The 24,792-nt window shown below is 73.6% G+C and carries 25 protein-coding genes; 8 read left to right on the forward strand and 17 right to left on the reverse strand.

Annotated elements, in window-relative coordinates; genetic code table 11:
- Nucleotides 1-5: 5 nt before the first annotated feature.
- The 6 genes from ACFY1T_RS00650 to ACFY1T_RS00675 form a co-directional block, all read right to left on the reverse strand.
- Nucleotides 6-1,262, reverse strand: coding sequence for an HEXXH motif domain-containing protein (locus ACFY1T_RS00650; RefSeq protein ID WP_390786406.1), 1,257 nt, complete (start codon nucleotides 1,260-1,262; stop codon nucleotides 6-8).
- A complete protein-coding gene (locus tag ACFY1T_RS00655; RefSeq protein ID WP_390786407.1) occupies nucleotides 1,259-2,683 on the reverse strand; it encodes an FxsB family cyclophane-forming radical SAM/SPASM peptide maturase in 1,425 nt (474 codons plus the stop codon). The genes ACFY1T_RS00650 and ACFY1T_RS00655 overlap by 4 nt, the downstream gene beginning before the upstream one ends.
- A gap of 139 nt (nucleotides 2,684-2,822) precedes the next feature.
- A complete protein-coding gene (gene fxsA / locus ACFY1T_RS00660) occupies nucleotides 2,823-3,020 on the reverse strand; it encodes an FxSxx-COOH cyclophane-containing RiPP peptide (RefSeq protein ID WP_390786408.1) in 198 nt (65 codons plus the stop codon).
- 60 nt (nucleotides 3,021-3,080) lie between these two features.
- A complete protein-coding gene (locus tag ACFY1T_RS00665; protein ID WP_390786409.1) occupies nucleotides 3,081-6,308 on the reverse strand; it encodes an SAV_2336 N-terminal domain-related protein in 3,228 nt (1,075 codons plus the stop codon).
- A 6-nt stretch (nucleotides 6,309-6,314) separates the two neighbouring features.
- A complete protein-coding gene (locus ACFY1T_RS00670) occupies nucleotides 6,315-7,373 on the reverse strand; it encodes an AAA family ATPase (protein WP_390786410.1) in 1,059 nt (352 codons plus the stop codon).
- Between the two features lie 25 nt (nucleotides 7,374-7,398).
- A complete protein-coding gene (locus ACFY1T_RS00675; protein WP_390786411.1) occupies nucleotides 7,399-9,483 on the reverse strand; it encodes a trypsin-like peptidase domain-containing protein in 2,085 nt (694 codons plus the stop codon).
- A gap of 133 nt (nucleotides 9,484-9,616) precedes the next feature.
- Between ACFY1T_RS00675 and ACFY1T_RS00680 the strand changes: the two genes are divergently transcribed.
- Nucleotides 9,617-9,802 carry a DUF6104 family protein gene (locus ACFY1T_RS00680; protein WP_010061466.1) on the forward strand — a complete coding sequence of 62 codons (186 nt, stop codon included), beginning with the start codon at nucleotides 9,617-9,619 and terminating at the stop codon, nucleotides 9,800-9,802.
- An 80-nt stretch (nucleotides 9,803-9,882) separates the two neighbouring features.
- Here ACFY1T_RS00680 and sodN read toward each other — a convergent pair whose 3' ends face one another.
- Nucleotides 9,883-10,278: a superoxide dismutase, Ni gene (gene sodN / locus ACFY1T_RS00685; RefSeq protein WP_390786412.1), complete on the reverse strand. Its 396-nt coding sequence runs from the start codon at nucleotides 10,276-10,278 to the stop codon at nucleotides 9,883-9,885.
- 182 nt (nucleotides 10,279-10,460) lie between these two features.
- Here sodN and sodX point away from each other — a divergent pair, with 182 nt between their 5' ends.
- A complete protein-coding gene (gene sodX, locus ACFY1T_RS00690; protein ID WP_078860131.1) occupies nucleotides 10,461-10,880 on the forward strand; it encodes a nickel-type superoxide dismutase maturation protease in 420 nt (139 codons plus the stop codon).
- Here sodX and ACFY1T_RS00695 read toward each other — a convergent pair.
- A complete protein-coding gene (locus ACFY1T_RS00695; protein WP_390786413.1) occupies nucleotides 10,784-11,413 on the reverse strand; it encodes a CGNR zinc finger domain-containing protein in 630 nt (209 codons plus the stop codon). The two genes, sodX and ACFY1T_RS00695, sit on opposite strands and share 97 nt — an antisense overlap.
- Nucleotides 11,414-11,495: 82 nt before the next feature.
- Between ACFY1T_RS00695 and ACFY1T_RS00700 the strand changes: the two genes are divergently transcribed.
- Complete coding sequence (locus tag ACFY1T_RS00700; protein WP_390786414.1) at nucleotides 11,496-12,251, forward strand: class I SAM-dependent methyltransferase; 756 nt, start codon at nucleotides 11,496-11,498, stop codon at nucleotides 12,249-12,251.
- Nucleotides 12,252-12,356: 105 nt separating this feature from the next.
- Here ACFY1T_RS00700 and ACFY1T_RS00705 read toward each other — a convergent pair whose 3' ends face one another.
- From ACFY1T_RS00705 to ACFY1T_RS00715, 3 genes are read right to left on the reverse strand one after another with little or no spacing between them, the layout of a single operon-like run.
- Nucleotides 12,357-13,124 (reverse strand): amino acid ABC transporter ATP-binding protein, encoded by a 768-nt coding sequence (locus ACFY1T_RS00705; protein WP_390786415.1) that lies wholly within the window; start codon nucleotides 13,122-13,124, stop codon nucleotides 12,357-12,359.
- On the reverse strand, nucleotides 13,121-14,071 hold the full coding sequence (locus tag ACFY1T_RS00710; RefSeq protein WP_390786416.1) for an amino acid ABC transporter permease: 951 nt from the start codon (nucleotides 14,069-14,071) through the stop codon (nucleotides 13,121-13,123). The genes ACFY1T_RS00705 and ACFY1T_RS00710 overlap by 4 nt, the downstream gene beginning before the upstream one ends.
- Nucleotides 14,072-14,117: 46 nt before the next feature.
- Nucleotides 14,118-15,077 (reverse strand): ABC transporter substrate-binding protein, encoded by a 960-nt coding sequence (locus ACFY1T_RS00715; RefSeq protein ID WP_030859294.1) that lies wholly within the window; start codon nucleotides 15,075-15,077, stop codon nucleotides 14,118-14,120.
- Between the two features lie 524 nt (nucleotides 15,078-15,601).
- Between ACFY1T_RS00715 and ACFY1T_RS00720 the strand changes: the two genes are divergently transcribed.
- From ACFY1T_RS00720 to ACFY1T_RS00735, 4 genes are all read left to right on the forward strand, one after another.
- The gene (locus tag ACFY1T_RS00720) at nucleotides 15,602-16,804 is read left to right on the forward strand and encodes an NADP-dependent malic enzyme (protein WP_390786417.1); all 1,203 of its coding nucleotides are present in this window, start codon (nucleotides 15,602-15,604) and stop codon (nucleotides 16,802-16,804) included.
- Nucleotides 16,805-17,256: 452 nt separating this feature from the next.
- Nucleotides 17,257-18,219 (forward strand): zinc-binding dehydrogenase, encoded by a 963-nt coding sequence (locus tag ACFY1T_RS00725; protein WP_053691791.1) that lies wholly within the window; start codon nucleotides 17,257-17,259, stop codon nucleotides 18,217-18,219.
- Between the two features lie 68 nt (nucleotides 18,220-18,287).
- Entirely contained in the window at nucleotides 18,288-18,497 is a 210-nt protein-coding gene (locus tag ACFY1T_RS00730; protein ID WP_008741547.1) for a helix-turn-helix domain-containing protein, read from the forward strand.
- Entirely contained in the window at nucleotides 18,497-19,060 is a 564-nt protein-coding gene (locus tag ACFY1T_RS00735; protein WP_390786418.1) for a Clp protease N-terminal domain-containing protein, read from the forward strand. The genes ACFY1T_RS00730 and ACFY1T_RS00735 overlap by 1 nt, the downstream gene beginning before the upstream one ends.
- A 234-nt stretch (nucleotides 19,061-19,294) precedes the next feature.
- Here ACFY1T_RS00735 and ACFY1T_RS00740 read toward each other — a convergent pair whose 3' ends face one another.
- From ACFY1T_RS00740 to ACFY1T_RS00750, 3 genes are all read right to left on the reverse strand, one after another.
- A complete protein-coding gene (locus ACFY1T_RS00740; protein ID WP_390786419.1) occupies nucleotides 19,295-20,230 on the reverse strand; it encodes a helix-turn-helix transcriptional regulator in 936 nt (311 codons plus the stop codon).
- A 1-nt stretch (nucleotide 20,231) separates the two neighbouring features.
- On the reverse strand, nucleotides 20,232-21,161 hold the full coding sequence (locus ACFY1T_RS00745) for a DUF4097 domain-containing protein (protein ID WP_390786420.1): 930 nt from the start codon (nucleotides 21,159-21,161) through the stop codon (nucleotides 20,232-20,234).
- A gap of 186 nt (nucleotides 21,162-21,347) precedes the next feature.
- Nucleotides 21,348-22,280 (reverse strand): LysR substrate-binding domain-containing protein, encoded by a 933-nt coding sequence (locus tag ACFY1T_RS00750; protein WP_390786421.1) that lies wholly within the window; start codon nucleotides 22,278-22,280, stop codon nucleotides 21,348-21,350.
- Between the two features lie 207 nt (nucleotides 22,281-22,487).
- Here ACFY1T_RS00750 and snpA point away from each other — a divergent pair, with 207 nt between their 5' ends.
- Nucleotides 22,488-23,159 (forward strand): snapalysin, encoded by a 672-nt coding sequence (gene snpA / locus ACFY1T_RS00755; RefSeq protein WP_390786422.1) that lies wholly within the window; start codon nucleotides 22,488-22,490, stop codon nucleotides 23,157-23,159.
- Here the strand turns inward: snpA and ACFY1T_RS00760 are convergent, their stop codons facing one another.
- From ACFY1T_RS00760 to ACFY1T_RS00770, 3 genes are all read right to left on the reverse strand, one after another.
- Nucleotides 23,160-23,396: a hypothetical protein gene (locus ACFY1T_RS00760; protein ID WP_390786423.1), complete on the reverse strand. Its 237-nt coding sequence runs from the start codon at nucleotides 23,394-23,396 to the stop codon at nucleotides 23,160-23,162.
- Between the two features lie 38 nt (nucleotides 23,397-23,434).
- Complete coding sequence (locus ACFY1T_RS00765) at nucleotides 23,435-24,019, reverse strand: dihydrofolate reductase family protein (protein ID WP_390786424.1); 585 nt, start codon at nucleotides 24,017-24,019, stop codon at nucleotides 23,435-23,437.
- A gap of 86 nt (nucleotides 24,020-24,105) precedes the next feature.
- A complete protein-coding gene (locus ACFY1T_RS00770) occupies nucleotides 24,106-24,729 on the reverse strand; it encodes a GNAT family N-acetyltransferase (RefSeq protein ID WP_390786425.1) in 624 nt (207 codons plus the stop codon).
- Between the last annotated feature and the right edge of the window lie 63 nt (nucleotides 24,730-24,792).

A 24,792-nucleotide genomic window follows, 5' to 3' on the forward strand; every position in this document is an offset into this window, starting at 1 on the left:
GTCCGTCAGGCCTCTGCGAACGGCGCGAGTTCGGGGTGGAGCGCGCACCAGGCGCGGCGCTCCCGGTCGACGGCGCGGCGGGCCGCGGCGTGCTGGTCGCCGGGGGGCGGCAGGTCGTCCATGGCCCGTTCCGCGACGGCCATGGCCGCGGTGAACTCCCGTCCTGCGGTGGTCAGTTGTGGATGCCGGTGGAGTGCGGGGAGGACGGCGGCGACCTGGGCGCGGATCCGGGCGTGCTGGGCCCAGGCGCCGCGGGCGCCGTAGAGGGCGGCGCGCTGCCAGTAGCCGGCCAGGGCCAGGTGGGCGTACGCGCCGTGCAGGAGCCCCTCCAGCGGCCGGGGGTCGCTGCGCCAGGGGGCCCAGTGCCGGGGGGTGCGGTCGGCGGTGTGCAGGGTCAGGACGTCGGCGAGGGCGGTGAGCTTGCCGTGCTGGACCTCGTGGACGAGGGTGGCGGCCAGCGCGGGCGGGGCCTGCGTACGGGCGAGGACGGACCCGGCGGCCGCGGGCAGGGTGGCGCCGCTGGAGCGGGAGCCGCCGCCGAGCGGGACGACGGAGCGCAGCAGCAGGCCGATCTCGTCGGCGCGGGCGGTGTCGTACCGGTCGAGCAGGGTGAGCGCCCCGGACCACTGGGTGTCCCAGCGCTTGTGGCCCTTGGGGGTGAGCCGGCGGGCGGGGCGGACGGGCCCCGGCTGGGCGGGTCCTGGGGCCCGGTACGGGTCGAGGTCGTCGAGGGCGGTGCGGCCGCCGGGCAGGGAGTGCAGGACGAGGGCGGCGGGGTCGTCCGGGTCCCAGCAGCGCTCGGTGAGGGCGAGCGGGCCGGGCCGGGCGGGGCGCAGCAGCCCGAGGGTGGGCAGCACGAGCCGGCCGTGGACGGGCCGGAGCGTGGCCTTGAAGGCGATTCCGGAGCGCAGGGCCGCGGCGACGGCGAGGGCCCCGAGGTGGCCGAGGTCGGCCGGCGGCCCGTACGGGGCGTACAGCCGGCGCAGGGTCTCCTCGGCCCACACCCCGGTGGCCGGGTAGTGCAGTACGTCGCGGACGGCGTCGGGGTCGTGCCGTTCGGCCTCCTCGAGCAGGGCCCAGTGGTCGGCGGCCTCCCCGGCCCGGCCGCCGGGGGCGGCGTCGAGGACCCCGCGCAGCAGGACGAGCCGCTTGGACCGGCGGATGTCGCGCACCAGGCGGGTGCCTTCGGCGGAGGGCTCGGTGGAGGCGAGGGCGCGCAGGGTGGCCGAGGTGACGGTGAAGCCGGCCAGGGGGGCGCTCACGAGGCGGCCGCCCGCCGGGGCGCCTGGCCGGCGGGCAGCGGGCCGGGCGGGCCGGTGCCCGGGCCGGCCTCCCGCGGCTCTCCCTGCTCGGGTTCGGGCCGGCGGGGGCCTGGCGGGGCGTCGGCCGGCCGGAGAGCAGGCCGGGGAGCAGGCCCGGGGCCGGGCAGCCCCGGGGCCCCGGGCCCGGCGGCGGCCCGGTGGAGCGCCGACGCGATGTGGCGGATGAGGACCTGGAGGTCGGCGCAGTAGACGGAGGGCCGGCGGAAGCCCTCGCCGGCGCCGTAGCGGTGCGGGTAGTGGCCGCCCCCGCAGACCTCGACGAGCTCGCAGGCCCGGCAGCCGTCGGCGAGGGCCTCCCGCCCGAGCTGGCGGGCGGCGAGCCCCGGGTGGTCGAGGAACGCGTCGAACCCGTGGCTCTCCACGGTCATCCCGGTGGCGGCGGCGCCCTCGTAGGCGGATTTCAGCGAGTCGGCCTGCTCGATGCCGCCGTCGGTCTCGATCACGGCGGTGGCGGCGGGGGCGAGGCCGAGGGTCTCGGTGGCGGCGGGCAGTCCGAGCAGCAGGGCGATGATCTCCTCGAAGGTCCGGATCCGGGTCCGCAGCTCCGCGTCGTGCCACCAGCGCTCGAAGACGGCGACGAGCCAGTCGGCGTACGGGGTGCGGGGCGGGTCGTGGCCGGGCGGCGGGGTGTTCCAGTTGGCCAGCGGCAGCAGCAGCCCGATGACCGGCGGGGCGAAGGCCAGCAGCGACTCGTACGTCTCCACCGGGTCCTGGGCGAGGTCGACGACGCACAGCACCCCGGCGTAGCTCTCGGGGTGCCGGGCGAGCAGGCGCAGGCCCCGGGCGGCGGCGCCGAACCCGGGGCGCCCGGTGCGGTCCACGCGGCGGGCGTTGTGCGCGGGCAGCCCGCCGTCGAGGCTGACGCCGACGCGGATCCCGGCGGCGGCGAGCGCGCCGAGCCGGCCCCGGGTGAGCAGGGTGCCGTTGGTCTGGACGGTGGCGGTGACCCGGGTCCGCGGCGAGGTCCGGGCCAGGGCGGCCCGTACGGCCTCGACGGGGGCGGCCAGTTCGGCGGGGGCGGTGAGCAGGGGTTCGCCTCCGTGCAGGACGAGGTCGACGCGGGGCAGGTCGTGGGCGGCGGCGTGCTCGGCGATGCGGGCGGCGGCGCGGGCGGCGGTGGCCCGGGACATGGCGGCGGGCTGGCCGCGCCAGCCCTGGTCGGCCATCTCGTACACGTAGCAGTAGGTGCAGGCGAGGTTGCAGCGGCTGCGGGTCTTGAGCACGAACTGCCGTACGGGGTGGGGCCGGTGGCCGGCGGCGCGGAGCGCGGGCACGTCGAGCCGGGCGTACGGCCACGGCGCGTGGACCAGGTGGTTCCGTAAGGAGGGCAGCACGGCGTCGCTCCTGCCGGTCTGACTCATCGCCTGTACCTCCCGCGCCGCGGACGGTCCATCCCTGCCCGGCGGACGGCACCGGCTAACGGCGGAAACGGGACAACCGCGCGTGCGCTGCGTGGCGTTGGGACTGCGGTGCGTGAGGGGCCGCCGCTCCCCGGCGCGCTCAGGCCACTCCCGAATCGAAGGCGTTGAGGATCTCGGCGGGGTGGGTGACCCGCTCCACCATGCCTTCGATGATCCGGGCCAGCACGGGGTGGTCGATCCCGCGCAGCGCGGCCAGATCGAACCCGGAGAGGTCCGGTAACCGCCCCGGGCAGGCGGAGCCGCCCGCCGCCTGCGCTTCCTGCTCCCGAGTCGCCATGGGCTGCCCGTCCCCCCGTTGAGTCGCGATGTCCGATGGTCCACTACCCAGTTGCCGGGGTTACAGCCCCGCCTCCAGGGTGCGGACCCGCGATCCCAGCGCCTCCCGGCGCTCCGCGGCCGCCGGACCCAGCCGGGTCCACAGCTCCAGCGCGGAGCGGTACGCGTCCAGCGCCGCCCGGGGCCGGGCCAGGCGCTCCAGCACCTCCCCGCGCAACTCCTGCACCCGCGCCCCCAGTTCCACCGCCACGTCCCGCCGCTCCTCGCGGTCGGCGGCGAGCGCGGAGCGCCAGGCCCGCCGGTAGGAGTCCGCCGCCCGGTCGAGGCGGTCCAGCGCCCGGGTGTGCGCGTGGATCTCCTGCTGGACGTCCCCGTGCTCGCGCCAGGCGCGGGCCTGCTCCAGCGGGCCGCGGCTCTGCCGGACGGCCAGTTCCAGCAGGTACTCCGCCTCCCTCAGGTCGACCACGTCCCCCTCGTACGCGTGCCGCAGCCGCAGCCCCTCCGCGAGCCGCACCAGCCGCTGCGCGGAGCGCGGGTCGGACTGCGGGACCGCCGCCCGGCTGTCGCGCAGCACCCGTACGGCCGTCGAGGTGAACCGCCGGCCGTCGGCGGCCCGCGCCCGGTCCAGCAGTGCGTCGCCCCACTCGGGCAGCAGCTCCGCGTAGGCCTCCGCGTCGCGCGGGATCAGCCGGCGGGCCCTGCCGTACGCCTCGGCCGCGTCCTCCAGGGCCATCGGATCCGCGTCCCGCGCGTACCGGGCCCGGTGCACCCGCGCCAGGCACACCAGGGCGGCCAGCCGCAGCTCCGGGTCGCCGGTGGTCTCGGCCAGGGCGAGGTCCAGCTGTCCGGCCGCCTCCTCCAGCCGCCCCGGCAGGTGGCGCAGGGCCGTGGCCAGGTCCACCCGTACGCGGGCGGCCGCCGCTCCGGCGGGCTCGGCGGCCTGCCGGGGGGCGGCGAGCTCCGCGGCCAGCCCGGCCGCCAGGTGCTCGGCGGCCTGGACGGCCAGCGCCGTGCGCTCCGCCGGGTCGGGGGTGCGGGGCAGCAGGGCGAGCAGGACCCGGCCGAGGGCGGGCCGCACCGCCGGGTCGGAGGCGGGGGCTCCGGTCACCGCCTCCAGTGCGGAGCGCGCTTCGCGCAGTGCGCCGGTGTCCTCGCGGAGCTCGCCGAGGCGGACCAGGGTCTGTGCCCGCCGGACCACGCAGTCCAGGCGCAGCAGCGGGTCCAGCTCCGGGTCGGGGTCGCCTCCGACGGCCGCGAACTCCCGTTCCGCCGCGGCCAGCAGCTCGGGGTCCGGTTCGGCCGCCAGGGCCCGCTCGTACAGGATCCGGCCGAGTACGGCCCGGGCCGGCGGGGTGCCGAGGCCGGTCACCGACCGCTCGGCCTCGGCGAGCAGTTCGGGGTCGCGCTGTCCGGCCCACAGCCGCAGCAGGACGGTGGCCAGCTCGCACTCCGCCTCGCCGGGCGCGTCCTCGGGCCCGGCCGGTGCGGCGATCGCACGGCGCAGCACGGCGACGGCCTCGTACAGCCCGCGCGGGCCGGCGTCGCCCCCTTGGCGGTCCTGCGCGGCGAGCCGGTCGCGGGCCGTGCGCACCGCCCAGGCCCGCCCGGGCGGGGGTGCGACGGGCTCGGGGACGCCCGGTTCCCCGGCGGGCGGCCCGGGCAGGTAGCGCCGTACGACGCGGGCCGAGACCTCGGCGAAGGCCTGTGGGAGCCGCCCGGCGGGGACCCGCTCCTCGCCGCCCTCCTCGGCCACCGGGGCGCCGGTGAGCTGGGAGACGGCCAGGGCGGGGAAGTTCCGCACGCCCCGCCCGAAGTGCGCGAGCACGTACTCGGAGCAGTGCTTGAGCACGAGCGCCGCCTCGTCCCGGCCGAGCGGCCCGAGCAGCACGTCCTGGACGCCGGGCACGAACTCGTACCACTGCCCGGCGGCCCGGCCGCGCCGCAGCAGCCCGCTGAGCAGCACCTCGGCCAGGTCCGAGGGCTCCGAGTCGGGCAGCATCGTGCGCTGTACGAGGGCCATCACGGGCAGGGTCAGCGGCGCCGCCGACAGGTACACGGCGAGCTGGACGGCGCGGGGCGAGGCGGAGGCGCGGAAGCGGCGCACCAGCTCGCGCGGCGGGCGGACGGCGCGCGGCGGCGGCAGGGGCGCGGCGGGGTGGTCGGCGAGCACACGGCCCACCTCGGCGGGGACGGGCCCGGTGCCGAGCCCCGCGACCAGGCGCGCCCAGGAGCCGAGCGCGATGGCGCTGGGCGGCAGGACGGGGACGATCAGCCCGCCGGTGTGGCGCCCGTGGCGGACCGGCCGGTCGGGCCGGAACCGCAGCTGCCCGGAGCCGCCCTCGGCGCGGGTCAGGGCGCCCCGCTCGGTCGGCAGCCAGCTGCGGCTCCACAGCCGCTGCGGCAGCGGCTGCACGACCACGCAGGGGGTGCACTCGGCCCAGCGGTGCAGCATCCGCTGGGCCTCGCCCTCGCGCCAGAGCGGGCCGGCGCAGTCGGAGACGACCATGGTCAGCGCCCGCCCGGTGGGGTCGCGCAGCTGGTCCCCGGAGCGCAGCCGGGTTCCGGGGCCGAGCCCGCGCCCGACGGCGGCCCGGCCGTCGCCGAGCCGGTGCAGGTAGTGCACCTGTACGTCGCGGAAGGCGCCGAGCCGCTCGCAGACGGACCGCAGTTCCTCGAACATGTCGTGCCAGACGGCCATCGACGGGGAGGCGTCCATGACCAGCCGTACGGTCGCCTCGCGCCGGCTCTCCGGCCGCAGTACGGGGATGACCAGCCCGAGCGCCCGGGCGCTGGCCTCGGCGGTGGCCGGCTCGTCGAGCACCAGCCGGGTGGGCGGGCCGGGCGGGCGGTGCCGCTGGAGGGCGCGCAGGGCCCGCTGGATCTCCAGGATCCGGGGCAGCGCGGCCGCGCCGGGGACCCGTACGGGCACCGCGGCGCCGGCCGGGAGCTCCGCCACCTCCTCCTCGGCGGCCCCCGGCATCCGGGAGGCGTAGAGCCGTACGGGGTCCTCCGGCTCGGGCTCGGGCACCGCGGGCTCCTCCGCGGCCGGCGTCGCCGCGCCCGCGGGGCGCGTCCGCCGGGGCGGGGCCGTGCGGTCCCGGCCGGGGGCGGCGGGGCGGGTCGGACCGATCCGCCCGGCCAGCCACAGCGCGTCGGCGAGCTCCTCGGCGGTGGGGTCGAGCCCGGCGGAGCGCAGGAGCCCGGCGAGGTCGCGCAGGGCGGCGGGGACGGGCGCCTGGTCCGCGCACGGGCCCGCGGCGGGGGGAAGGGCCGGCCACTCGGGATGCACGGGCCCTCACCTCGGGCGGTCGAGGCGCTGGATGAGCAGGTCGGCGAGGTCCTCCCGGGTCGGCGGGGCGGCGTAGTGGGTGAGGTAGATGGCGTTCAGCAGCTGGTCGGCGGCGACGAGTTCGGACTGGGAGCGGCTGAGGAACTCCCGGATCAGGTCGGCCCCGAGCCGGGCGGCATCCTCGCCGAGGTGCGCGCGGACCATGGTGGCGAGCCGCTTCTCGCCGGGCTGGCCGAGCTTGAGCTGGATGCAGCGGCGCAGCAGGGCGGCGGGGAAGTCCCGTTCGCCGTTGCTGGTCAGGATGATGAAGGGGAAGGCCCGGCAGCGCACGCGGCCGCCCCGGACGGCGACCTTCGCCCCGTCGTCGGTGAGCACCTGCACCTCGGGCTCGGTGTCGGCGACGCGTTCGAGCTCGGGGAGGGCGAACTCGCCCTCCTCCAGGACGTTCAGGAGGTCGTTGGGCAGGTCGATGTCGCTCTTGTCGAGCTCGTCGATGAGCAGGACCCGGGGCCGTTCGGTGGGCAGCAGGGCCGTTCCGAGGGGGCCGAGGCGGATGTACTTGCCGATGCCGGGGGGCGTGGCGGGCGGCGCGGCGGGGGCCGGGGCGGGGCCCGCGCCCGGCGCGCCGCCCGGCAGGGCTCCGCTCGCGGCGATCTGCACGTCCTGGAGCCGGGCGAGGGCGTCGTAGCGGTACAGGCCCTCCTGGAGCACGGTCCGCGAGACCACGGGCCAGCGCAGCACCCGGCCGAGTTTCAGCTCGTGGGCCACGGCGTGCGCGAGGGTGGACTTCCCGGTCCCCGGGTAGCCGGTCACCAGCAGCGGCCGCCGCAGGTACAGGGCCGCGTTGATGGCCTCCAGCTCCTCCGGTTCGGGCCGGTGCAGTTCGGCGGCCTGCCGGTGCGCGCCGAGGCGGCGTGCGACGTTCCCGTCGGCCGTGTCCGCCGGTCCGCCGGGCTCGCCGACGGGGCCGCCGTCGAAATCCCGCCACGGCGGCGGATCGGGCAGGGCCTCGATCCCGTCGTGGGGTTCGCCGACCCCCCGGTAGATGAGCCATTCCTCGTTCACGCCTGCTCCCTCCCCCTCCCGCCCGTCACAGGTCGCCCTGCAGCGGCTCGTCTTCGGGCAGCGCGCGGGCCGGGTCCTCCCATACGAGGGCCATCCCGTCCGCCCAGTACGCGTCGGGGTCCGCCCCGTGTGCGCGTGCCCGCAGTGCCTGGAGCCGGACCGGCAGCGGCGCTCCCCGCGCCGCCTCCGTCAGCTCCTCGCGCAGCCCGCGGTGGAACGGCGCGCAGTCGGCCGCCGGGTCGTCCGGGGGCCGCCGGGTGACGGCGACTCCGTAGCCGGCGTCGCGGACCCCGTACAGGGAGCCGCGGGTGGGCTCCGCTTCGGCGGCCCGGCAGTGCACGGGCACGGTGTTGTCCGGCAGCGCGTCGAGCCATTCCGGGGCCGGGGTCCTGGGGCGGCCGCGGTCGCAGTCGGCCCGCTCGTCGGCCAGCGGGCCGGCCTGGACGCGGGTCCAGCGGTCGGCCCGGCGGTGGTCGGCCTCGTCGTCGGTCGGGATCGCGCCGCCGGTCCCGGCCGGGTAGCGGAAGACCACCGGGCGCTGGACGCCCAGCGGGGTGCGGCCGGCCACCGTCCAGGTGTCCACGGGCAGGCCGAACAGTTCGGGCGCCACGGCGACTTCGAGGAGGGCCGCCGCGTCGTGGGTGTCGCAGCGCCGGAAGGCCTCGGCGAGCGGGACCCGCAGCACTTCGGCGAGACCGGCCCGGGTGGCCCGTACGCCCGAGTCCACCGGGGTGACCCGGCCCGGGTGGGCGGGCCCGAAGAGCACCGAGACGCGCCAGTCGTAGACGTCCTCCCAGCCGTGCGCCCACGCCTCCAGCAGCACCGAGGGCCCCTGGGGCAGGGCTCCGGACGGCCGGGTGTGGCCGTACGGGTGCCGGTCGGCGCGGGCGCGGCGGCGCCGGTCCCGCCCGGCGAGGCCCCGTTCGTGCCGCTCGCCCAACTCCCGCCGCAGGGGCCGCCACAGCCGCTCGGCGGTGGCCCGCACCCAGTCCCACAGCTCTTCGTCGGCGCCCGGGGAGGGGGGCTCGCGGTGGTCGGCGACGCTGACGTCGGTCGCGTACCGGAGCATCGCGGCGGCCTCGCCGGCGCCGCCCGGCGGATCGTGCAGCATGCCGAGTCCGTCGCGCCAGCTGAGCGGGGCCGGCAGGCCCGGGTCGGGCTCCTCGCCGCGGGCCGCCTCGACGAGGGCCCGTACGTCCTCCGAGGAGCGCGGCGGGGGCAGTTCGGCCAGCAGCCCGCACAGGGTGGTGCGCTCGGCGGCGGTGAGCCGTCTGCGGCCCTCGTACGGGTCCTCGCGCACCGGCAGCTCGTCGTGGACGTCGGTCCAGGTGCGGCGGCTGTTGAGGTCGCTCAGGTGCTGGTCGTAGTGGTACAGGTCGTGGGCCTGCATGACGCGGCGGTAGAGCCCGACCTGGCCGGTGGCGGCCAGCGGCAGGGTCCGTAACTGGACGACGGAGACGGCGAGTCCGCCGCCGCCGCTGTTGCGGCGGGCCTTGACCACGCCGACGACCTCGCCGCGGGCCAGGTCGACGACCGGGCCGCCGGACATGCCGGGCTCGATCTCGTCGTCGTCGCCGAGGCGCAGGGCGGCGCCCCCGGCGGCCGTGCCGCGCAGCCGGGTGGTGCGGCCGGTGATCTCGGGGGCGCCGAGGTCCTCGGTGCATCCGAAGTAGGCGACCTCGTCGAGGCGGGGTCTGCCGCGGTCGGTGAGCCGTACGCAGGCGTGCGTGATCGGGGCGAGGACGCGGACCAGCGCCAGGTCGGGCAGGTCCCACAGGGCCCGGCGGGCGGGGCGGCGCTCCTCCAGCCGCTCGGGCAGGACGCACTCGACGCGGCCGGTGACGGTGCCGGTGGCGCCGTCGGCGCCGGAGGAGAAGGTGATGCCGAGCTCACGCCCCACGAGACGCACCGCTGCACCCCCTTCACCGACGACGTGGGCGCACGTCAGGACCCAGCCCGGGGCGATGAAGAAGCCACTCCCCCAGGTGGGACCGGTCCCATGGGGTGCATACCCGTCCGGGGGCGCGTGGACGCGCACGGTGGCCGCCTGGACGAGGGGTTCGAGGAGCTCGAAGGCGCGCGCGGTGCCGCCCGTGCGCCCGTCCGGCATCCCCTGCCCCCTCAGGTGTGGAGGCCGTCCAGGCTAGCGCCGGGTGACACAAGAGGGGAGGTCTCGCCGGGTATGCGGATTATCCTGGCGGGAAACGTCCCCTGCACACCTTCATCACGGCACGGAGCCCGACTTGTACTTCACCGATCGCGGCATCGAGGAGCTGGAGAAGCGGCGCGGCGAGGAGGAGGTCACCTTCGAGTGGCTCGCCGAGCAGCTGCGCACCTTCGTCGACCTGAACCCGGACTTCGAGGTTCCGGTGGAACGCCTGGCCACCTGGCTGGCCCGCCTGGACGACGAGGACGACGAGGACGAGTAGGTCCAGCGGCAGCTCAGGCACGGCGAAGGGGCCCGACCGGTAACGGTCGGGCCCCTTCGCCGTGAGGAGCAAGGCCCGGATCAGGAGGCCTTGGTCTCCCAGAAGATGCGGTCGATCTCGGCGATGAGCTCGAGGGCCTTCTGGCCCGTCGCCGGGTCGTTCGACGCCTTGGCGGCCGAGAGGGCCTTCAGGGTGTCGTTGACCAGGGTGTGCAGCTGCGGGTACTTCTCGAAGTGCGGGGGCTTGAAGTAGTCGCTCCACAGCACCGAGACGTGGTGCTTGGCGAGCTCGGCGCGCTGCTCCTTGATGGTGATGGCGCGCGCGCGGAAGTCGGCGTCCTCGTTGGCCTGGTACTTCTCCTGGACGGCCTTGACGGACTCGGCCTCGATGCGGGCCTGGGCAGGGTCGTACACGCCGCACGGAAGATCGCAGTGGGCGGAGACCTTCGCCTTGGGGGCGAAGAGGCGGGAAAGCATGGAGTTTGTCCTCCTCGTGATCGTCTTCTCAAGGGGGAGATTACTCCGTGGCACAGGGGATTTCGCGAGCGGCCCCGTGGGCTTAGGACAAAAGTCCAGGGTGGCGTCCGGACCGGTGAGCGAATGTACGGGAGGCTGCGGCAGCATGCGCAGTGAGGCGAGAGCGGGCGAGGAGGTCGCGCATGGCGGAGAGAAGGCACTCGCGGATGGCGTTCGAGGTGCTGGAGGTGGCGGGGCCCTCGATGGTGCCGACGCTGCTGCACGGGGACCGGCTGGTGGTCCGGTACGGGGCTGCCGTGCGCCCGGGTGACGTGGTGGTGCTGCGCCACCCGTTCCAGCAGGACCTGCTCGTGGTCAAGCGGGCGGTGGAGCGGCGGCCGGGCGGCTGGTGGGTGCTCGGGGACAACCCGTACAACGAGACCGGCGACAGCACCGACTACGGGACGGTGCCCGAGGAGCTGGTGCTGGCGACGGCGGTGCTGCGCTTCCGGCCGCGCGCGGCGGATCAGAGTTCGCTGAGGGCGCGGCTGTCCTGGGCGGTGTCGGCGCTGCGGCCGCTCTGGCCGGACGCCTCGGCTTCCAGCCGTTTGCGCGCCCGGTAGGCGGCCACGTTGGCCCGGGTGGCGCAGCGGTCGGAGCAGTAGCGCCGGGAGCGGTTGGTGGAGGTGTCGAGATAGGCGTTGCGGCAGGGCGCGGCCTGGCACAGGCCGAGGCGGTCGGGACCGTGCTCGGTGAGGTGGAAGGCCAGGCCGAAGGACGCGATCGCGGCATAGCCGGCGGAGGCGTTCGAGGGGTGGTCGGCGAGGTGGATGTGCCAGTTGGGGCGGCCCTCGTCGTCGAGGTACTCGTGGCCGGAGACCTGTGGACTGACCGGGAACTCCATGAGCAGGGAGTTCAGCAGGTCGACCGCGAGGCCGTGGTCGCCGCCGTCGGCGGCTTCGAAGACGGCGCGCAGCCGGCCGCGGACGTTGCGGAAGCGGGTGACGTCGGTGTCGGTGACGCGGCGGGCCATCTGCGCGCTGGCACCGAACAGGGCCCGGACGGCGTCCACCGAAGTCAGCGAGTCCTTGTTGCGGGCCGGCTCCTCGGTGTTGACCAGGCGCACGGCGTAGTCCGAGTAATGGGCCAGTTCCACTTGTAGTCCTTACGGCTGCGGATTAGGGTCTCGAAGTAACGGCCGAGACTTATTCGAGGGTATTACGACTGGAGGGTGGGCGATGGCGCAGACCACGACCGACTGGCAGGCCTGGCAGGAGAGCTGGGACCGGCAGCAGGAGTGGTACATGCCCGACCGCGAGGAGCGGTTCCGGGTGATGCTCGACATGGTCGAGGCACTGGTGGGACCCACCCCCCGGGTGCTGGATCTGGCGTGCGGTACGGGAAGTATTACGGACCGCGTCTTCAGGCGGTTCCCGGAAGCCACCAGTACGGGCGTCGATCTCGACCCGGCCCTGTTGACCATCGCACGCGGCCACTTCGACGGCGACAGCCGCGTCACCTTCGTCACCGCGGACCTCAAGGACCCCGACTGGGTCTCGGCGCTCCCGTACGACACGTACGACGCCGTCCTGACGGCCACCGCCCTGCACTGGCTGCACTCCCCCCGGCTCGCCGTGCTGTACGGGCAGCTCGCCCCGCTGCTGCGCGAGGGCGGGGTCTTCATGAACGCCGACCACATGCCCGACGCGGCGACCCCCCGCCTCAACGCCGCCGAGCGCGCCCACCGGCACGCCGCGATGGACCGGGCCCGCGCCGCCGGCGCGCTGGACTGGGCCGACTGGTGGGCCCTGGCGGCCGCCGACCCGGTGCTCGCCGAACCGACGAAGCGCCGGTACGAGATCTACGGCGAGCACGCCGACGGGGACACCCCCGACGACGCCTGGCACGTGCGGACCCTGCGCGAGGCGGGCTTCGCCGAGGCCCGGACGGTGTGGCGCTCGCCGTCCGACGCACTGGTCCTGGGCCTGAAGTAGTGCCCTTGTAGGAAAGTGAGAACTTTCCGCGGTCCGCCGCGCACGCGGGAGGGGCGGTACGGGATTCCCGTACCGCCCCTCCCGCGCGTTCGCACGCGACCGCGCTTACAGCACCTTGGACAGGAACGCCTTCGTCCGGTCGTGCTGCGGGTTGCCGAGCACCTCGCGGGGGTGGCCGGACTCGACGACGACGCCGCCGTCCATGAAGACGAGGTTGTCGCCGACCTCGCGGGCGAAGCCCATCTCGTGGGTCACCACGATCATGGTCATGCCCGATTCGGCCAGGTCCCGCATGACGTCGAGGACGTCGCCGACGAGCTCCGGGTCGAGCGCCGAGGTGGGCTCGTCGAAGAGCATCAGCTTCGGCTCCATGGCCAGCGCGCGGGCGATCGCCACGCGCTGCTGCTGGCCGCCGGAGAGCTGGGTGGGGTAGTTCCCGCCCTTGTCGCCCAGGCCCACGCGGTCGAGGAGGCGCACCGCGCGCTCGCGCGCCACGGCCTTGCTCTCGCCCTTGACCATGACGGGGGCTTCCATGACGTTCTCCATGGCCGTCATGTGCGGGAAGAGGTTGAACCGCTGGAAGACCATGCCGATCTCGCGGCGCTGGGCCGCGACCTCGCTGTCCTTCAGCTCGTAGAGCTTGTCGCCCTTCTGCTTGTACCCGACCAGCTCGCCGTCCACCGAGAGCCGCCCGGAGTTGATGCGCTCCAGGTGGTTGATGCACCGCAGGAAGGTCGACTTGCCGGAGCCGGACGGGCCGACCAGGCAGAAGACCTCGCGCGGGGCGACCTCGAGGTCGATGCCGCGCAGGATGTGGGCGGCGCCGTACGACTTGTGGACGCCCTCGGCCTTGACCATCGGCTGAGCGGTCATCGCGCGACCTCCGTACGGCGGAACATGTTCAGGTTGGCCTTCAGACGCTGGAACGGCGTCGGCGGCAGGTTCCGCGTGGAACCACGGGCGAAGCGGCGCTCCAGGTAGTACTGGCCGACGCTGAACACACTGGTCAGAGCCAGGTACCAGAAGGAGGCCACGAACAGCATCTCCATGATGGCACCGGCCGTGTTGCCGATGTTCGACGAGGCCCGCAGGAGCTCCGTGTACTGCACCGCCGAGACCAGTGAGGAGGTCTTCAGCATGTTGATGAACTCGTTGCCGGTCGGCGGGATGATCACGCGCATCGCCTGCGGGAGCACGATCCGGCGCATGGTCTTCGTCTGCGGCATGCCGAGCGCGTGGGCGGCCTCGGTCTGGCCCTCGTCGACCGACTGGATGCCGGCCCGGACGATCTCCGCCATGTACGCGCCCTCGTTCAGGCCGAGGCCCAGGAGGGCGACCATGAACGGGGTCATGACGTCGACGGTCTCGTTCTTGTAGATCGGACCGAGGTTGATGTACTGGAAGATCAGCGACAGGTTGAACCACACCAGCAGCTGCACGTACACCGGGGTACCGCGGAAGAACCAGATGTAGAGCCAGGAGACGGCGCCGGTCACCGGGTTCTTGGAGAGCCGCATCACCGCGAAGACGATGCCGAGCACGAGGCCCAGCGCCATGGCGGAGACGCTGATGATCACGGTGTTGCCGAGACCGCTCAGGACCGCCGGGTCGAACAGCTTGTCGCGAACCGTGGCCCAGATGACGTTGCCGTTGGCGAACGCGTAGACGAGCCAGACGAGCAGCGCGACGACGACGACGCCGCTGACCCAGCGGCCGTAGTGCCGCACCGGGATGGCCTTGATGGCCTCGTACGGGAGGCCCGAGGCGCCGGGTCCGGCCGGCGGGTTATCGGCCGGACCCTTTTCGATCTTGTCAGTCACAATGACTGCCCTTCAGTGGAGCGTGGAGCGAGGGACTTCGCCGGACTTACTGACCTGCGTTGACCGTCGCGGACTTGACGGCGCTGTCCTGCACGTTCCACTTCTCCAGCGCCTTGGCGTAGGAGCCGTCCTTGATGATGGCGTCGAGGGCCTGCTTGAGGGCGTCGCGGAGCTGGGTGTTCTCCTTGCTCACGCCGATGCCGAAGAGGCCGACGTCGCTCTGCTGGCCGGCGACCTCGAAGTCGTTGCCGCCACCGGAGGTCTTCACCGTGTAGGCGGCGACCGGGTAGTCGTTCAGGTCGGCGACGGCGCCGCCGGCCTTGACGCGGGTCTGCGCCTCGGCGTCGGTGTCGAAGGCCTGGATGGTGAGCTTCTTGTCACCGCACTTCTCGGCCTGGGCCTTGAAGGTGTCCTCGTAGATCGTGCCGCGCTGGACGGCCACGGTCTTGCCGCAGAGGTCGTCCATGGACTTGATGCCCTCGGGGTTGCCCTTCTTGACGAGGAGCGAGAGGCCGGAGGAGAAGTAGTCGACGAAGTCGATCCCCTTGCCGATCTTCTGGCCCTTGTCGTCCAGGCCCTCCTGGCGCTTCTTGTTGTCGGTGATCGACGACATGATCGCGTCTTCGCGGCCGGTGTAGATCGAGGTGATCAGGCCGTCGAAGGTGCCCGCGGTGAACTGCATCTTCACGCCGAGCTGCTTGCCGAGCGCCTCGGCGATGTCGGGGTCGACGCCGACGATCTTGCCACCCTCGACGAATTCCATCGGGGCGTAGGCGGAGTCCGTACCGATCTTGATGACGCCGGCGTCCTGGATCTTCTTCGGCAGGGCCGAGAAGAGCGGGGCGCTGCTGTCCTTCGAGGTGCCGCCGGAGGGGGTCGCGGAGGAGCCCTTCTCCGTCTGGTCGCCGCAACCCGTGAGGATCAGGGCGCCGGCGACCGCGATCGCGCCGACCGCGGCGATCCGGGACCGGGCGGCGGTCGTACGACGAGTGGTGCTTGCGGTCATGAGCTGGTTCCTCCGGCAGGCTGGGGGAGCATCCGAGAACGGGTCGTGCACGCACCTTCGAGTGTCGCGACCTCGTGTGATTACGGCATCTTGCCATTCGGACTGACGCATTCAGGCAGTTCGTCAGGTCAAAATCGGATAACGGGTGGGCGGTGGTACCCAACAGGACTGCGGAATGGGGGGTTCGCGGCCGGAGGAACCGCTGCGACCTGGCCTTTTTGACGGAGTATTTGCGGTCCGTCTCGTCCATTGGACAGAGTCGTTTGGACCTTTCGCCGAAAACAGGACAAGAGGTCTACAGTCGAGCAGGAATCGACTCGTCTGGGTGAGCGTTCTTCGGGTACAACGGATCCTTACACCCCTCATCCGGGGCTCAGGGCGCGCGTGCGGCGCGCCCGCGCGTACGAACCTCCCCTTCGCGGAGACGGGCCAACCGTCGATGCGGAGTACGGACGCGGTGCCCGCCCACCCCTTAACCAGGTGTGGTCACCCTCAACGATTCAAAGACCTAAGGGGCCAAGAAAGTGGCAGCGGAGATCGTCAATCCTCGCAGCGACAGCGCGACGGACAACAACCCGGACGCGGTGTTCGCACTGCACCGGGGCGGCAAGATGGCCATCCAGGCCACGGTGCCGGTCCAGAACAAGGACGACCTGTCCCTCGCGTACACGCCCGGTGTGGCGAAGGTCTGCAGCGCCATCGCGGAGCAGCCCGAGCTGGTGAACGAGTACACCTGGAAGTCGAACGTGGTCGCCGTCGTCACCGACGGTACGGCCGTGCTCGGACTCGGTGACATCGGTCCCGAGGCCTCCCTCCCCGTGATGGAGGGCAAGGCCATTCTGTTCAAGCAGTTCGGCGGCGTGGACGCGGTGCCGATCGCGCTCGCGACCAAGGACGCCGACGAGATCGTCGAGACGGTCATCCGTCTGGCGCCGTCCTTCGGCGGGGTGAACCTGGAGGACATCTCCGCCCCCCGCTGCTTCGAGATCGAGCGCCGGCTTCAGGAAGCCCTGGACATCCCGATCTTCCACGACGACCAGCACGGCACGGCGATCGTGACCCTGGCCGCCCTGCGCAACGCCGCGAAGCTGACCGGGCGCACCCTCGGCGACCTGCGCGCCGTGATCTCGGGCGCGGGCGCGGCGGGCATCGCCATCGCCAAGATCCTCGTGGACGCGGGCATCGGCGACGTCTGCGTCACCGACCGCAAGGGCGTCGTCTCCGCGGACCGCTCCGACCTGACGGACGTCAAGGCGGAGATCGCCGCCCTGACGAACAGGACCGGCCAGACCGGCTCCCTGGAAGCGGCCCTGAACGGCGCGGACGTGTTCATCGGCGTCTCCGGCGGCACCGTGCCGGAGGAGGCGGTGGCCTCGATGGCGAAGAACGCCTTCGTCTTCGCCATGGCCAACCCGAACCCGGAGGTCCACCCGGACGTCGCGCACAAGTACGCGGCGGTCGTGGCCACGGGCCGTTCGGACTTCCCGAACCAGATCAACAACGTGCTGGCGTTCCCGGGCATCTTCGCGGGCGCCCTGAAGGTCCGCGCCAGCCGGATCACCGAGGGCATGAAGATCGCCGCCGCCGACGCCATCGCCGGTGTCGTGGGTGACGAGCTCGCCGCCGACTACGTGATCCCGTCGCCGTTCGACGCGCGCGTCGCCGAGGCCGTCGCGGCCGCGGTCGCGGCGGCCGCCAAGGCCGACGGCGTGGCCCGCCTGGCCTGACCCGCAGCACACGAAGAGGGGCCCGGCCGGATCTGCATCCGGCCGGGCCCCTCTTCTTGTTGGGCACACCCTCCCCGCCCCCGAACCGGGAGGGGATGCTCCGCCTCAGCGCCTCGACGGAGCTGACGCTTCGTCAATGAGAATGCGGCCACAAGGTGGCGGGCTCATGACGAGCCGGGCGGCATGGCGTGAATGTTACCGCCCTCCGGGGCTTGATCCTGACGTTCCACTTCCCCCCGCCGCCCGCACAAGACCGCACGTGGCGCGGTTAGTTGAGGAGGCAACGAAAGATTCCGTTCGACTACCGGACGGCCCATTCAGGACGCCCGGGAAGCCCCGAACGGTTCCCGCCGGCGACCACCGATCCGTACGGGTGGCCGTGCGACGAAGGCCTCACCTGCTCGGCCCCGACAGGTCTGGCCCGACGGGCTACCGAGCGGTAGCGTCGCGGCATGTTCGCTGCCTACGCCGCCCGAATCGACCGTGACCAGCCGCTGAGCGGCCTCGTGCTGGGCGAGCGCCCGGCCCCCGAGGCCCGCCCCGGCTGGGTGACCGTGAACGTCAAGGCCGCCTCCCTCAACCACCACGACCTGTGGTCGCTGCGGGGGGTCGGCCTCGGCGAGGACAAACTCCCGATGATCCTCGGCTGTGACGCCGCCGGCATCGACCAGGACGGCAACGAGGTCGTCCTGCACTCCGTGATCGGCCAGAGCGGCCACGGGGTCGGCCCCGACGAGCCGCGCTCGATCCTGACCGAGCGGTACCAGGGCACGTTCGCCGAGCAGGTGACCGTCCCCGCCTGGAACGTCCTGCGCAAGCCCGCCGAGCTCTCCTTCGAGGAGGCCGCCTGCCTGCCGACGGCATGGCTGACGGCCTACCGGATGCTGTTCACCAACGCGGGCGTGCGCCCCGGCGACTCGGTACTGGTGCAGGGTGCGGGCGGCGGGGTCGCGACCGCCGCGATCGTCCTCGGCAAGGCGGCGGGCCTGCGGGTCTTCGCCACCAGCCGCGACGAGGCCAAGCGCAAGCGGGCGGTGGAGCTGGGCGCGGTGGAGGCGTACGAGCCGGGCGCGCGGCTCCCGCAGCGGGTGGACGCGGTGATCGAGACGGTCGGTGCGGCCACCTGGTCGCACTCGGTCAAATCACTGCGCCCCGGCGGCACCCTGGTCATCTCGGGCGCCACGAGCGGGGACCGGCCGGCGCACGCCGAGCTGACGCGGATCTTCTTCCTGGAGCTCAAGGTGGTCGGCTCGACGATGGGCTCGAAGGACGAGCTGGAGGACCTGCTGGCGTTCTGCGCCGCGACCGGGGTACGGCCGGTGATCGACGAGGTGCTGCCGCTGGACCGGGCGCGGGAGGGCTTCGAGAAGCTGGAGGCCGGCGACCTGTTCGGAAAGATCGTTCTGACGGTCTAGGACCCGTCCGACGCCCGGACGTCAACAACGGTTGACACCCTCCCGATCGTCAACCTACATTGACAGGCATGACAGAAGCGACCGATCTCGCCGAGCGGGCCGGCGACCGCGATCCGCGGGTGGGCCTGCGTGCCGTGGCAGCCCTCCGCAGGCTGCTGGAGCAGCTGGAGGCCGTACAGGTGCGCAGCGCCCGCGCGCAGGGCTGGTCCTGGCAGGAGATCGCGGCCGAGCTGGGCGTCAGCCGGCAGGCCGTACACAAGAAGCACGGGAGGGTCTGATGTTCGAACGCTTCACGCAGGACGCCAGGGACACCGTGGTGGGCGCCGTGGCCGAAGCCCGGAAGGCGGGGGCCGCGAACGTGACCGAGGAGCACCTGCTCCTGGCCCTGCTGGACCTCGGTGCGCTGGACCCGCTGGGCGTGGACCGCGCCGCGGTCACGGCGGACCTCGCGGCGGCCCGCCGCCGGGGCGGGATGTCACGGGCGGACGAGGAGGCCCTGGCGGGTCTCGGCATCGACCTGACCGCGGTCCTCTCCCGGGTCGAGGAGGCCCACGGGGAGGGCGTACTGGCCGCCGCGGCGCCGCGGCGGCGGACCCTGGGCTCTTCGCTCCGCTCGGCGCTGGGCCGCCCGGAGCCGACCGGCCGGCACGTCCCCTTCGCGCAGGGCACGAAGAAGGTCCTGGAGCAGTCCCTGCGCATCGCGCTGGGCCGCCACGACCGCCACATCGCCACCCTGCACCTGCTGCTGGCCCTGCTCTCGCGCCCGGGCACGGCCGCCGAGGTCCTGGCGGACCACGGCGTCACGTACGAGGCGGCCGAGGCGGGCCCGGCGGCGGCCTGACTCGCGACAGGTCGCGAGTCCCGCCGCCGGCTCTGCGGACGCCCCCTAGGGGGCGTCTTGCCGATCACGCCGGGCTCGCGGCGGCGGGCACCGCGCCTCGCCGCGTTGTCCTCGCTCGCCGACACACCACGTCGCCTCCTCCCCCTGCCTTCGGCGGGGGGACCCCCACATCCGCCTTGCGATCCACGGCGCCCACCACCGCTCCCTGACCCGGCCTGATCGACAAGACACCCCCTAGCGCCGGGGACGGAGCGTCCCGGTGATGCGGTCCGCGGTCGCCGCGAGGTGGGCGCGGACCTCGGCCAGCCCGGCCTGGGTGACGCCGTGGTCGCGGGCCGCGTCGCGGATGTCGTCGCGGAAGCGGTCGAGCAGCCGGTCCAGGTCACGGGCCGGGTCGCCGGTGGGGGTGAGGTCCTCGGCCCAGTGCGGGTCGGCGGCAGCGGTACCGGCGGTGGCATCGGTGGCGGTACCGCCGGTGTCGGCACCGGTGGCGCCCGCGTCGCCGGGCCTGGCCGTGGTGGTGGCGCCACCGAGCCAGCTGCCGGCCAGATTGCCCAGCATCCCGCCGGACTTCGCGAACTGCTCCTGGAACTGGCTCGCGATCCGCATGACCTCCTCGCGCGCCCGCTCCTGCGCCTCCTTGGCCTGGCGGCGGGCCGCTTGCGCCTCCTCGCGGGCCCGGCGGCTCTCGTCCTTCGCCCGGCGCGCCTGTTCCTTCCACTCCTGCCTGGCCTTGCGCAGCTCCTCCTTGGCGGCCACCCAGGACGCGTCCTCGACCGGAGCCGCGGACGCGGAGGCCGCGGCCCGCATCTCGCGCCGCAGGGCGCCCGCCGCGCCCCGTACGTCGTCGCGGATCTCGGCGGCCAGCTCGGAGACGGAGTCCCGGATCTCCAGCTCCAGGTCGGCGAGTTCACCGCCGCGGTCGGCCAGTTCGGCACGGCCCGCCTCGGTGATGGAGTACACCTTGCGCCCGCCTTCGGTGGCGTACGTGACCAGCCCCTCGGCCTCCAGCTTGGCCAGCCGGGGGTACACCGTGCCCGCGGAGGGCGCGTACAGGCCCTGGAACCGCTCCTCCAGCAGGCGGATCACCTCGTACCCGTGCCGCGGGGCCTCGTCCAGCAGCTTGAGCAGGTAGAGGCGGAGGCGGCCGTGGGCGAAGACGGGCGGCATGTCAGAGCACCTTCTTGTCGAGCACGAGGGGGGCGGCGGAGCCTTCGTCGGCCGCGGCGTCGGCGGCCGGGCGGCGCAGCAGGGCGATGGAACCCGAGACGGTGGTCGCCCGCAGGGTGCCGGTGCCCGCGCCGAGGGTGCCGGCGATGCGCTTGGCGGCGAAGTGGCCGGAGACGAGCAGGTCCTCGAAGGCGTTGGAGACGCCGCCGGTGGCCGTGTTGGCCTCCACCCGCGCGTCCGCGGGGTGCGGGAGGCGGATCGCGACCTGCCCGGACACGGAGTTCAGGGAGATGTCCACAGGGCGCGGGGCGGCCGGGTCGAGGGCGAGGTCGATGAGCATGTCGCCGCTGACGGAGTCGGCCCGTACGCTGCCGCCCGCGCCGTCGACGACGGTCAGGCCGCCGGATACGGAGTGGAAGCCGAGCTCGCCGGTGAGGGACTGGGCCTCGACGCCGCCGGAGACGGTGTTCGCGCTGACCTTGCCGGCCAGGCCGACCAGGGTGACGTCGCCGGAGACCCCGGTGACGTCGGTGCCGGCGGCGATGCCGGAGACGACGGCGGCGGCGCCGACGGCCGCGACCTGCACGTGGGTGGCGGCGGGGACGGTCAGGGTGACGGTCGCGCTGCGCTCCCAGGCCTTGCGGCCGTCGGAGGAACGGGACCAGGCCTTCCAGGGCTTGGCCTCGATCCACTGCTTGAAGCCCTGGGAGCCGTTCCAGGGGAGGTCTTCGTAGGAGACGGTGAGGGTGCCGCCCTCCTGCACGACGTACAGCGGCGGCCCGTCGACCGCGGCCACCTCCAGCCGGGCCGGCCCGTCGTCGGCGACGACGTTCACCGTGCCGCCCACGACACGGACGCGGAGCTCGGTCACCGGCTCCTCGAAGGTGAGCTTCTGCGGTTCGGCGACCGACCACGTCTTCTGCTCTGCCATGGTGCTGATCCTCCTCGGCGTACGGACACGGCACGCAACATATCGCGTCTTCTGGAGAACACGATATATCGCGGCACGTCGAAGTCAAGCCCGTGCCCCGATACACCCCGACGGGGCCCGCCGCCGCACGGGGGCAGCCCTCGGCACCCCCGCGCCTCGGCCGGCGACGGGGGTTCACTGCCGCGGCTAGGCGGCGAGGAGGGGGCTTTCGTGGTGGTGGAGCCAGGCGCGGTACGGAGGGGTGCGCAGGGCGGCTTCGCGGTAGGCGGCGCGGAGGTCCTCGAAGACCTCGGCATGGGCGCCCGGGCGGGTGGCCAGCAGGAGCCGGACCGCCAGGGGGTCGCCGGACAGCGGGCGGATGGCCATGTCGTCGCGCGGCCCCGACGTCGGCTGGCAGGGGGCCACCGCCTCGCCGGAGACGATCAGCGAGGTCGCGGTGTGGTAATCGGCGTGCAGTACGGGCGGGTCCAGCCCGGCCCCGGCGAACACCCGGCGCAGGCCGTCCCATTCGCCGTCCACGGAGGGGTCGACCGTCCACCGGTCGGCCGCCAGGTCCTGTAACTCCACCACCGGCAGGCGCGCCGCCGGATGGTCCCGGGACATCGACACGAACTGCGGCTCCCGCTCCATCAGCGTCCGCAGCTCCAGCCCGGCCGGCACCCGCAGCGGGCAGCCCTCCACCTCGTGGACGAACGCCACGTCCAGCTGGCCCGAAGCCACCATCCGCAGCAGCGCGTTGGCGGAGACGTCCACCACCAGCGAGGTCTCCGTGTCCGGCATCCGGCGGTGGATCCGGCGCAGCCAGCCCGGTATGGCGCGGCTGGCGGTGGAGCCGATGTTCAGCCGGGGCCCGCGGGCCAGTGCCCTCGCCTCCGCGACGAGTGCGGCCATCTCGGCCAGCAGCGGACGCGCCCGGCCGAGGACGGTGCGGCCGAAGGGGGTGGGCCTGCAGCCGGTGCGCTCACGCAGGAACAGCTCGCCGTCCAGGGCGCGTTCGATGCGGCGCAGCTGGGTCGTCAGGGAGGGCTGGCTCACGCCGAGCTGCCGCGCGGCTTTGTGCAGACTGCCGGCGTCGGCAATGGCGCACAGTGCGCGCAGGTGCCTCACCTCGAGCTCCATGACCCGAGAGTAGGCCGGTCCCAGGGGACCGCACCAGCCACTGATACCCCATCGAATCCCGCCATTCTCACGGAAGTTGACCTTCCGAAATCTTCCCGATAGGGCGGCGTTATCGGTGGCTGACATCATCCGCCGGCCGCTCCCGCTCCCGCAGACTCCGGTACCGAACCACCCACCCCCCGCACCGGATGAGTAGGAGCCCCCCACATGCGCCACTCCCGTACGTCCCGAAAGGCCGTCCTGGCCGCCTCCATCGGCCTCGGCTTCGCCGCCGCCCTCGGCGCCGTCCCCACCGCCAGCGCCGCCCCCGCCCCCGCGCCCGTCGGCAACGCCGCGACCTACTCGGCGTACGAGCGCTCGCAGGAGAACCAGGACGCGAACCGCGCCTTCTTCGAGGCCGTGCAGCGCTCGGTCGCCGAGCAGCGCGCCGCGAACCCGGGCGCCCTCGCGGTGACCGTCACCTACAACACGCGCAACGCGCCCAGCTTCCGCAGCCAGATAGCCAGCTCCACCCAGATATGGAACAGCTCGGTCTCGAACGTGAAGCTCCAGGAGGTCTCCTCCGGCGGGAACTTCTCGTACTACGAGGGCAACGACTCGCGCGGTTCGTACGCGAGCACGGACGGCCACGGCCGGGGCTACATCTTCCTCGACTACCGGCAGAACCAGCAGTACAACTCCACCCGGGTGACCGCGCACGAGACCGGACACGTGCTGGGTCTGCCGGACCACTACTCGGGCCCCTGCTCCGAGCTGATGTCGGGCGGCGGCCCCGGCACCTCCTGCCAGAACCCGTACCCGAACAGCGCCGAGCGCTCCCGCGTGAACCAGCTGTGGGTCAACGGGCTGGCTGCATCGGGCCTGGGCACGAAGGGCTAGCTAGAGCTCGGGCAGCTTCCCCACCTCGGCTGCGTACTCCGGGCAGTCCGGGTTCCCGCAGGGACCCGGAACCCACTCCGGGATGAAGATCCCGAGCGCTTTGCGCCGCCGTACGAGGGTGTCGACGGAGCGACCGCAGGTCGGGCACGCGAGCTGATCGTGCCCGGCCTGCGGGGCCACCACCTCGTGCGGCTGCGGGTGGCGCCGATCCTGCGTCTGGTGCTGTTCACCGGCCATACCTCCACGGTAGGCCGGTTCCGCGCGTTCGGCGGGTTTCAGCGCTTCACTGCGTACGAGGCCACGGTCTGGCCGCCGCCGAAGGCGCGGAAGCCGGTCAGCTCGAGGGGGCGCACGCCGAAGCCGGCGCGGGACATCGGCATGCCGGTGCCGGCGAAGAACGGGTAGGTCTTCACGACGAACCCGTCGATCTCGTCGATCAGCTGCGTCGCGAGGTCCGCCCCTCCGCACAGCCAGATGCCGAGCCCGTCGCGGGCCTTCAGCTCCCGCACCCGGGCCACGAGGTCACCGCTGATCAGCCTCACCTGCGGGTCCGGGGAGGCGGTCAGCGAGCGCGAGACCACGTACTGCTCGGGGAAGTGGCCGTAGGGGCTGGTCATGCCCTCCTTGAGGCCCGGCTCGTACGTCCCGCGCCCCATCAGGACCGCGTCGAAGTGCTTCGGCGGGGCGTCGGCGAGTCCGAGGTGGGCACGCCCGCGGGCGGCGACGGTCTCGGGGTACTCCTGTGCCAGGTACCCGACGAACTCCGGGTCCAGGGAGCTGTAGAAGAAGTCGCCGTCACCGTCCGGGGCCCCGATGAAGCCGTCGACGGTCGTGGCGATGAAGTACGTGAGCTTGCGCAAGCGGGATCTCTTTCACTGGACGGCGCCACGGGTCCCCATGGCACGGCGATCAAAGTACTGCGAGTGCAGTGGTCACGCAAGGGCCATTACGCCGTCTCCGTCGCCGCCGTCGTCGCCGTCCCCTGCGGCTTGCGCCACATCGGCCACATCAGCGGACCGTCCGGCAGCCGCACGGCCTCGCCCGTGAACTCCCAGCCGAGCCGCTCGTACAGCCCCTTGCTGCGCTCGCTGCTCGCCTCCAGGTACGCCGGCACGCCCTCGCGGTCGCAGCGCTCCAGCACCGGCCGCATCAGCTCGGTCCCGAGCCCCTCGCCCTGGCGGCCCGGGGCCACCGCGATCATCAGCAGGTACTCGTGCTCCTCGGCGGTCGGGTGGACCTCGCCCGTCAGCCGGCCGACCAGCTCGCACCGCTCGTTGTCGGGGTCGGCGACCGCCCGCATCCTCGCCGGGACCTCGTCCTCCCCCTCCGGCTCCCCCGCCGGGATCCGCAGCCACAGGGCGGCGGCCGAGCCGTCGGCCGCGCAGTCGATCCGGCCCTCGGCCAGCGCCACGTCCACGAAGACGCCCAGGAACCTGCCGTGCACCGCCGCCCGGTGCTCGGGGTCCGGGAAGACCCAGCTGCTCACCGGGTCGGTGCGGAAGGCCTCGTCGAGGAGGCGGGCCACCGCGTCCCGGTCCGACTGGTCCGCCTGACGTATCTCCAGCGCCACTGGTCACACCCTTCGCTCACGTATCAACGCCCTTGAGCGATCCTAGAGTTGGCCCGGAGCAGC

This window comes from Streptomyces sp. NPDC001194 (genome assembly GCF_042896985.1).
Lineage (GTDB): Bacteria > Actinomycetota > Actinomycetes > Streptomycetales > Streptomycetaceae > Streptomyces.